The organism is Arthrobacter sp. Cr_A7 (assembly GCF_029222765.1).
In the GTDB taxonomy this organism is placed as follows: domain Bacteria; phylum Actinomycetota; class Actinomycetes; order Actinomycetales; family Micrococcaceae; genus Arthrobacter.
In genome coordinates this window covers 1-7,754 of the sequence record NZ_JARHXQ010000107.1, presented here as the reverse complement: position 1 = coordinate 7,754, position 7,754 = coordinate 1, and the positions used below count along the sequence as shown (strand labels likewise).

8 protein-coding genes are annotated in these 7,754 nt (G+C 60.7%); 6 read left to right on the top strand and 2 right to left on the bottom strand.

What is annotated here, in order from left to right:
• Positions 1-90: 90 nt before the first annotated feature.
• From P2Q66_RS06525 to P2Q66_RS06515, 3 genes are all read left to right on the top strand, one after another.
• Complete coding sequence (locus P2Q66_RS06525) at positions 91-357, top strand: hypothetical protein (RefSeq protein WP_275726483.1); 267 nt, start codon at positions 91-93, stop codon at positions 355-357.
• Between the two features lie 453 nt (positions 358-810).
• Positions 811-1,227, top strand: coding sequence for a hypothetical protein (locus tag P2Q66_RS06520; RefSeq protein ID WP_275726482.1), 417 nt, complete (start codon positions 811-813; stop codon positions 1,225-1,227).
• Entirely contained in the window at positions 1,167-1,667 is a 501-nt protein-coding gene (locus P2Q66_RS06515; protein WP_275726481.1) for a hypothetical protein, read from the top strand. The genes P2Q66_RS06520 and P2Q66_RS06515 overlap by 61 nt, the downstream gene beginning before the upstream one ends.
• Here P2Q66_RS06515 and P2Q66_RS06510 read toward each other — a convergent pair.
• Positions 1,664-1,966 carry a DUF4193 domain-containing protein gene (locus tag P2Q66_RS06510; protein ID WP_275726480.1) on the bottom strand — a complete coding sequence of 101 codons (303 nt, stop codon included), beginning with the start codon at positions 1,964-1,966 and terminating at the stop codon, positions 1,664-1,666. The genes P2Q66_RS06515 and P2Q66_RS06510 overlap by 4 nt on opposite strands.
• 1,004 nt (positions 1,967-2,970) lie before the next feature.
• Here P2Q66_RS06510 and P2Q66_RS06505 point away from each other — a divergent pair.
• Positions 2,971-3,204: a hypothetical protein gene (locus P2Q66_RS06505; RefSeq protein ID WP_275726487.1), complete on the top strand. Its 234-nt coding sequence runs from the start codon at positions 2,971-2,973 to the stop codon at positions 3,202-3,204.
• Positions 3,098-4,324, top strand: a complete 1,227-nt coding sequence (locus P2Q66_RS06500) for a plasmid pRiA4b ORF-3 family protein (protein WP_345795621.1) — start codon at positions 3,098-3,100, stop codon at positions 4,322-4,324. The genes P2Q66_RS06505 and P2Q66_RS06500 overlap by 107 nt, the downstream gene beginning before the upstream one ends.
• A 947-nt stretch (positions 4,325-5,271) precedes the next feature.
• On the opposite strand, the gene P2Q66_RS06495 is transcribed toward P2Q66_RS06500, so the two are convergent.
• Positions 5,272-5,883, bottom strand: a complete 612-nt coding sequence (locus P2Q66_RS06495; protein WP_275726478.1) for a TetR family transcriptional regulator — start codon at positions 5,881-5,883, stop codon at positions 5,272-5,274.
• A gap of 726 nt (positions 5,884-6,609) precedes the next feature.
• Here P2Q66_RS06495 and P2Q66_RS06490 point away from each other — a divergent pair.
• Complete coding sequence (locus P2Q66_RS06490) at positions 6,610-7,506, top strand: hypothetical protein (RefSeq protein WP_275726476.1); 897 nt, start codon at positions 6,610-6,612, stop codon at positions 7,504-7,506.
• Positions 7,507-7,754: the final 248 nt, after the last annotated feature.

Sequence of the window (7,754 nt, the reverse complement as noted above, 5' to 3'; positions counted from 1 at the left end):
AACCGAGCTGCACTCGTCAACAATGACACCTTTTTACTGATTCGTGCTTAGAGATGAGCGATCCGAGGCACCCCCAATTGGAAGAGCGCGATGGACACGATATACAGGACCCCAACGAACGCGCCGGAGAATGCTTCGGCTAAAGACGAAGAGAAACGCCTCACAGGCATGCTCGAAGTCAATGTCGCTAACGTCGAGGAATTAGACGAGGCCCTGGAGAAGGCGATATCAACAATAAGGAGGGCGGCCACGTATTACCGAGTCGGCGTTATGGTCACGAGAACCGGCCCCGGTAGCTACGTTGTCAGGGCGCATCCAGAAGTGCCATACGGGCTGATCCGACAACAGCACAGCTGACCATATCGTCTTGAGCTTCCCTGAGGGTCCGCTCGCTTCATGCTCGAAGCTGAGCCGGCGGTGGTCGCATTCTGTCAGCAAATAGGCAGATCATCGCCTGCCCTGTGAACGCCGATTTCGTCGAGGAGCGGGAGTCTCGGGGCTACTTCTACTCCCGGTATTCAACTGGCCGATAACCGAGATTATGTAAAGCTAGCGGGTTGAGCTTCAATTATGCATCTCTTTTAGCCCAGAATTCCGGCTTTGCAGCCAGTCCGCCTGAGCCGGTTCAAAGCCTGCGGAACGCGCGAAGGATCAGCCGGGGCTGGCCGCCCTACGGCGGCCCGCTCTGCGAGTCATTTGCCCGATTCGCAGGGGAAGATCTTCATCCGGCGCCTCCTGGCCCTGCCTCAATCGGTTAGATTCGGTGGGTTGAGTGACGCCAAGGGCAGGCGGAAATAGTACTATTAGACCATGACTGCTGAGAACCGGAGCAATTCCCTGGCAAAGCGCCGCTACCCGAACAAGGCGAGCTGGTATCAGGATGAGGCTGACACCAAGAGGATGCGCGCGGCCTTTTACGCCACCAAGGACACTCTGGGTTACGCCTCGCTCAGTGAGTTCATCAATGCTGCCGTCAACGAGAAGGTCGCCGGCCTCGAGGCCGCGTACAACGACGGACAGCCCTGGCAGCCGCTGGACGCCGGTGAGATTCCCCAGGGCAAACCAGCCCGTCGGCCCTCGCCAGGGCTGGTGACCGCCCCGGCCGTCCCGGCGCAGAAGTACCTCGCGGCCCTCGTCCGGAGGGTTCACGGGAACTCTCCGGGGAGATGGGCAAGAACGGTCGGGTCACTGTTTTCGACAGCAGCAACGGGCTTGAGGCTGTCATAGAGGCCTACGATGTCCGGCGGCAAACTTCCGTTCTCCGCCATTACGAGGCTGTTCATGCAGGTGATTCCATCTCCGTCAGGACCGCCGCCGAGGTCGCCTGGGAGAGGAAGGAAGAAGGTTCTGCGCTGTTTGGCTGGAGGCGCCTCTCCAAGCGGGTGCAGGACCTCGGTGAGGAACTGGCCGGCATCGTCGAAAAGAGCCGCACCCAACTCGCTGACCAGTACCGGAAGCCCCTGTCCGGTGAGGTCAAGGTCTTCCATTCCCAGGAGGGTCCGGAAACCCTGATCGACAGCTACGACGCCGGCTCCGAGGCATCGGCTCTCCGCTGTTATGGGCTCAACGCCGCGACTTCGAACCTCTACGTCCGCGAGGCCGGCGACGTCGCATGGGAGGAAGCGGAGGCGATCCCGTACTCCGACATCCAGGTTCAGGGCGCTTAGCCCTCGCATTCGATGCAGTAGGAATGGCCGTTGCTTTCGCGCGCGAGCTGGGACTGGTGCCTGACCAGGAAGCACGAGTAGCAGGTGAACTCGTCTTTGCCCTGCGGGATGACCTGAACAACGAGTTCCTCGGAGACAATTTCTCCGCCCGGAGTCAGGCCCTCATCGAGGGCGTCGGCTTCGTCCAGCTCGGTGACGACGCTGCGGGCATCCGGGGCGCTGGCGGACTTCAGCGCCTCCAGGGAGCTGTCTTGGGTTTCCTTGACGTCTGAACGGACTTCGTCGTAATCGGTTGCCACGTTGGGTGCTTCTCATTTCTGGTGTTCTGTTTCTATTTGGACGAGACTGCAACGCACATTACTGTGCCGTTGTTCCCACGTCCGATCCCGGGTGCCCGTCACCAGACCATTAGCGCACCCCGAGAGACGGCCGGCGCCACTCCCCTGCCGCGACGTGCGTGGCCGGAGCTTCGCCACGCGCGGATGTGCGGTGGAGAGTCCCGCGTCGACGACCGAGCAGCTCGTATTCACCCTGCCGACCTGAAATTGGCGAAGCTCCAGTCAAATAACGGTTGACCAGAGCTTCGGTCCATTATGTGCCGGTAAACCTGAGGATTACCTGTGAGGCTGGAGAAGACGGAATCTCAAACATCGCCCGTTTCATAGACCATTGCAGACAACGCGGATCCGCGTGTCTTCAGCGTACGTAGGGCGGGACGGAGGCGTCGTGAAAGGGCTCGAACCAGTCCTAGACTTTCATGCCTGCAAGGCCGCGTTGCTGTTCAGCTCGATGCCGCCCCCCCCCCCTGTGCCGGTCTTGCTTTTGGTCGACAGGCGGGCCGATCGTGGCAAGAGTTTCACTACTTTCACCAGATTCACCTAGTTTCACCTCCTTGTACCCAGGAGGTACGGTGCCACGTCAGGCTTCCTCGCCGGGGTGGGAGATGACATGCTCCGCCTCCTTGACGAACTCGAAAACGGCCTTCCGTCCTGGAAGATCATCGCTTTTTCAGCGGCAGGGTTCGGGCTGACAACCCAGCCCCTCCGAAAAGCAGGATCAAGAGGCATATCGGAGCAGGTTGTGGCGCCACCCATTCCGAATGTGCGGCGTGGTCAGGATGGTCAGCTGCACCAGCCACTCGATTCTGAACAGCATGCCAAACAAGCGGCAACACCTGGGCCACCAGGCTTGCTACCGGCGCTTGCACAGCTGACCCCGCGGGCCTGGACAGGTCTCGCCCGAACACTGGGACTGGCAGGATAGTGCTGTGACGGTGCGAGCTGCAGATGAAGATCCCGGGTCAATGTTGCTGCAGGTGAAAGTCTGGATCGTGGGCAGCGAGCCGGCCATCTGGCGACTCCTCGAAATCGCCCCTTCCCTGACCCTGGACGAGATCCACGGAGTCATCCAAACGGCCGTCGGCTGGCGGGATTCGCACCTTCACGGACACAGACCCCTTTGTTCGTCTGCGCGCCGTCAACGGGCACGTCCGCGAACCACGTCGCTGGGTCCCTCTGGATCTGCTGGAAGACAATGACGATGACCTCCCGGAGACGGACTGGACCCTTGGCCAGGTCCTCACCCCGGAATCCGGTCCCCTGTTCTATGAATATGACTTCGGCGACGGCTGGATCCACCGCCTCGAACTCACCGGAACTCTCCCCATGCCAGCTAACGCCCCAAGGGCGCGGCTCGTGGACGGCGCACGGCGGGCGCCGCTGGAAGATTCCGGGGGCATCGGTGGCTACTACAGCTTGCTCGACGCCCTCGCAGACCCGCGCCACGAAAAGCACAGCGACCTTCAGGCCTGGGTCGCCTGGACGGCCGGCCCATGGCAGGAATTCGACCCAGAACAGCTGGACATCAATGGCGTGCACAAGGAACTGGCCCTGCTGTTCCCTGCTCCCACGGCCAACGAACGAGACCCCGGAAGCCAGTCACTGACCCAGGAACTCGCCCACCGGATGCCTCCCGGACTACGACGGGAATTCCGTTCATACCTGCACGCCGCCGCCCTCGACGGTCCCGCAACGGTCGAAGCAGACGTCGCCGAGGCGATGACCGCCCCGTATCTCTGGCTAACCCGCCGCATCGGGCACGAGGGTCTGTCCCTCACCGCTGCCGGCTGGCTACCGCCGGCCGTCGTCCGCGAGGCAATGACCGAGCTCGACTGGGCCAAGGACTGGATCGGCAAAGCCAACCGCGAGGACCAGACCCTGCCCGTCCTTCAGCTGCGCGAAAGCGCTCAACGGCTCGGCCTGATACGCAAAATCAAAGGCAAGCTAATCCTCACATCCGCCGCCAAGCGGCTGCTCGACGATCCCCAAGGCCTCTGGCTCTTCCTCGCACGATCCATCGCCCACCGGCACCGCCATGACTCCGAACGCGACGCGACGCTGTTACTCCTGCTCGAGGTCGCCGCAGGGAAGAGCACAGAATGGGCCGACTACCTCGAAACTATCACCTTCGGCCTCGAAGCACTCGGCTGGCGCAGCCACACCGGAGCCGAACTGGAACCGAACACCGTCCAATCACTCCTCGTCGACGCCCACGAGGTCCTGCTGAACCTCGGCATCTTCAACGACCGCTTCGGGCTCAAAGCCAACACCATCAAGGCGTCAGGGCAAGCCTTCGCCCGAGCAGCACTTCGCTCATAACCACTCACAACCAGCAAACCACCGACCCCGCGGCGACCCACTAAATCCGGCCATCGACGCAAATGGCATTCGCAGGTTCCGAATCCGTCAGCTCACCAGCAGAAGCGAAATGGGACCTAGGGCATTTGATCACCGCTGATTTTTCAGCGACCTGAAGACAGGTCCCCAGCGGTCTTCTCGCCCCGTCAACAATGGAACCAGGCAATAACTAAATCGCGACAGAGGGTGCAACTCGCGATGCTACCCCACGGTGATCCGCAGATAACTCCCGCATGGTGACAACAATCATGCGTAGATTCTTTCGTTGGACCGCAGCAGTCGGAGCGACAGTCGCCTTCCTGTCCGGCTGCCTATGCTTTTTTCGGCAAACCTTGCCTACCAATAAGGCGGGGCGGGCCGAAAGGATCCCCGAAGAACAGGCTCGTCACGGTAGGGAATGATGTCAGTAGTAATCGACCACTGCCCAAGGAGGGGGCCGCGCCAGGCGTTGAGGAAGACTTTTCCTCCAGCGAACTTAGACTGCCCGCACAGCTCCTCTACCTGCCCGAAGACTAAACAACTCCCCTATGACCGCTAGTCCGCCGGCAGCTCTGATGCCTTGGCGCAGCTCCCGCCAAAATAGAGACAGTTTGTGCAGAGACCCTCTGCACAAACGCTTATGGGAGCGAATAGGGACGATGGTGCACGACCATGGCATGGGTGCCACTCCCCTAGTGCAGACTCCCTAGCGTCGGAAGCTGATAGCCGGCGTCATGTAAAGCCGGCCCCAAACGGGGTCAAAGGGGACCTCCCCGACGTGCTCAGGAGAGGTTGTGTATTGCACCGGCCCAGCGGGGACCGGAGACGGCTCTACGACCGTCTGGAACGCAACGCTGGCGGTGCTGCAGTTCCCGGTGCATTATGAAGAATGAGGAGTTGGTACTTCCGCACCCATCTCCTCATTCGCGTCAATCGGGAACGCCGCAGACACTCGAGGATGTCGGGCCTACCAGACCACGGCGGAGCACTCGGGCCAACTGCTCGACTGTCATTGGAGGGTCGGCTACAGTGGCCCACTGAGCGAGCCCGCCGATGAGGCTTACCGCCATGATCGCCGCCGACTCATCGTCAAGATACTGGCTGAGCTCTTGCTGCAATCTCTGTCCCCACGCGCGACCGAGCGGCCGAAGCCGCTCGTCGGCAAGCGCGACGACCCAAAATTCGTTGAGGAGAACCAAGTACTCGCGGTCGGCGAGACGGGCGTGCAAGAAGGTGGCGAGCGTCGTCGCAACATCCTCTCCCGCCGCGATGGCCTGGAGAGCTGCAGCCAACCCCGGCTCTTCCCGCTCGAACGCCTCCTCAAACGCGTGAACGAGAAGATCGTCGATTGTCTTGAAATAGTAGTAAGGAGCACCGGGCGCTACCCCAGCACTTCTCGCCACCCGACGGTGACTGAGGCTCCGCACTCCCTCTTGTACTATCAGGCGCACCGTAGCTTCAATGATCCGCTGCCGTGTCGGGACGTCATCAGCCGCTGCGCCAGGGTGCTCAATCACATCACTTCCCGTGGTGCCCCTCATAGAAATCTCCCCTACTGTATCGCCCTTGAGCTGTCCGCCGTATCGGCTGGCGAAGAGCACTTCAATGAGCTTCCCAGACCCCTGTTGCCGCTTGCGCCCGCCCGAAAAGTAAGCGGTTCGGGGACATCGGCCGCTTCCATGGTAGCCCCTGACCTCCGGCGAAGATTCGCGATGACGCCGCTCGATAGAAACGTCAACGGCTTTTTCCCACACCGGTTCTATGGTTCGCAACAGGCAAAGAAACTGTCCGCGTACATGTAGCTTCTGGACTTTCAGAAAACTATAACTACGTTCGTATCAACTGGTCTATACTCCACAACTAGGTCAGGGCGAGTTTGCCGTCAGGACACTGGTGTCATGGAGGGAAGCTGCGGTTTCTGGATCCCTTAGTTGACGAGCCGCGCCCCGGCGACAGCGACGGGTAACACTGCCTAACGGCGCTGACTACGACTGAGGAGAGACCGAGACATGGAAATCATTGATGCGCAGATTCACCCACCAGCCCCACGGCTCTGGGTTGGGACGAGAGCGGCGGCGAGGAGGAGTACCGGTTGTCAACGGAACTCGCTCTTGCCTCGATGGAGGCGGCCGGCATCGACGGAGCTGTGATCTCCTGGGATGTCGGCTGGCCAGAGTTCGCCGCAACCCATTTCCCCGACAAGTTCGTGTCGACCGTCGGCCGTCAGTCGCACACAGTGCCAGTGACAACACAGCGAGGAGAAGAACGTGCACACTTCATTTCAGCTTCAGTCTGAGCTCTTTAAGATACGCATCGACGGGAGGAGCGCAGACCTTGCTGACCTCTTCCCCGACTGGACTGGGCACGATCGGGTTGGAGTAATCTCGAATAGCCCATTTGCTCCACTGGGCGCGAGTGTGCTCATCCAAGCCGCCGTCACGCAGTTCTTCAATCACCGACGCGAGAACATCGCACACTTCACGAAGCTTCTCGACAGAGAGGGTGAACGGGAGGTGCTTGAGCGTACGCTCAAGCGTGCCGAGCTTACCGGAAGACGGAACGATCCAGCCGCTGCGGCGACCAAAGCAAAAATCGCGTTTGGGGCGTACGCCGAAATCTACGTACTTCACATCGATAAGAGGACGGGCGACCACTCAAGCCTTGACGTCTTTCCAGCGAATCGTGAAGTCACGGTTCCGAAAGACTTCATCGCCGTGATCACCCAGCTCGCCGATCTCGGAATTACCAGACTCCTGCTTCCGGAGGGACCCTCTGGTGACGCCACTCTCGACTGGGAGATCCGGGCCGCGCTTCGCGACAGAATCCAAGACGTCTTCGTCTATCACCCAGAGGGGCGCGTCAGCGATTTCAACATCGAGATCTCAGCGACGTCTCCAGTGGTCGAAGAGAATCCTGAGGCTGTCCTCTCCGCCAGAGAGGTAATCGCAGCAATCGAGACCAATTTTGGTCCGAATTTCTCTGAACGGACACGGAACGCCCTGGCCCTGATGCGAAGCCGCATTAACGAGGTCTCCGAGGACGTCGTGCGCGGTGTGAAGGAACGGCGCGAGGCCAGGCTCGTCGATGGAATGCCGAGTGAAAGCTATCGGCGGATTGGTCTCGAAGAGGGGCTCCAAGTTCTCAGCGGTATAACCGGGCGATAGCGAAGGACGACATGCCGCAACGCCCGACGTTGCGGTTGCGATAATGCCAGCATCGAGGCGCCGACAGGCCGGATGCGTTGCCGACTGTTCGGCCCAGCGCAACTAGGCCTAAGGCCGGTAGAACGGTGCGTCTGCGGCCTGGTCGCGGCTTCAACTTCCCCATCGGAGTTCCGTGCTCATCGACGACCGGTCGGCTGTGACCTGGGTGTAGTTGGCGTGAGCGAGGACAGGGTCTCTAGAGCCTGGGG

Excerpts from the sequence above, each read along its gene's own strand:
- P2Q66_RS06525 (WP_275726483.1), top strand. The coding sequence starts at position 91 with ATGGACACGATATACAGGACCCCAACGAACGCGCCGGAGAATGCTTCG.
- P2Q66_RS06520 (WP_275726482.1), top strand. The coding sequence starts at position 811 with ATGACTGCTGAGAACCGGAGCAATTCCCTGGCAAAGCGCCGCTACCCG.
- P2Q66_RS06515 (WP_275726481.1), top strand. The coding sequence starts at position 1,167 with ATGGGCAAGAACGGTCGGGTCACTGTTTTCGACAGCAGCAACGGGCTT.
- P2Q66_RS06505 (WP_275726487.1), top strand. The coding sequence starts at position 2,971 with ATGTTGCTGCAGGTGAAAGTCTGGATCGTGGGCAGCGAGCCGGCCATC.
- P2Q66_RS06495 (WP_275726478.1), bottom strand. The coding sequence starts at position 5,883 with ATGAGGGGCACCACGGGAAGTGATGTGATTGAGCACCCTGGCGCAGCG.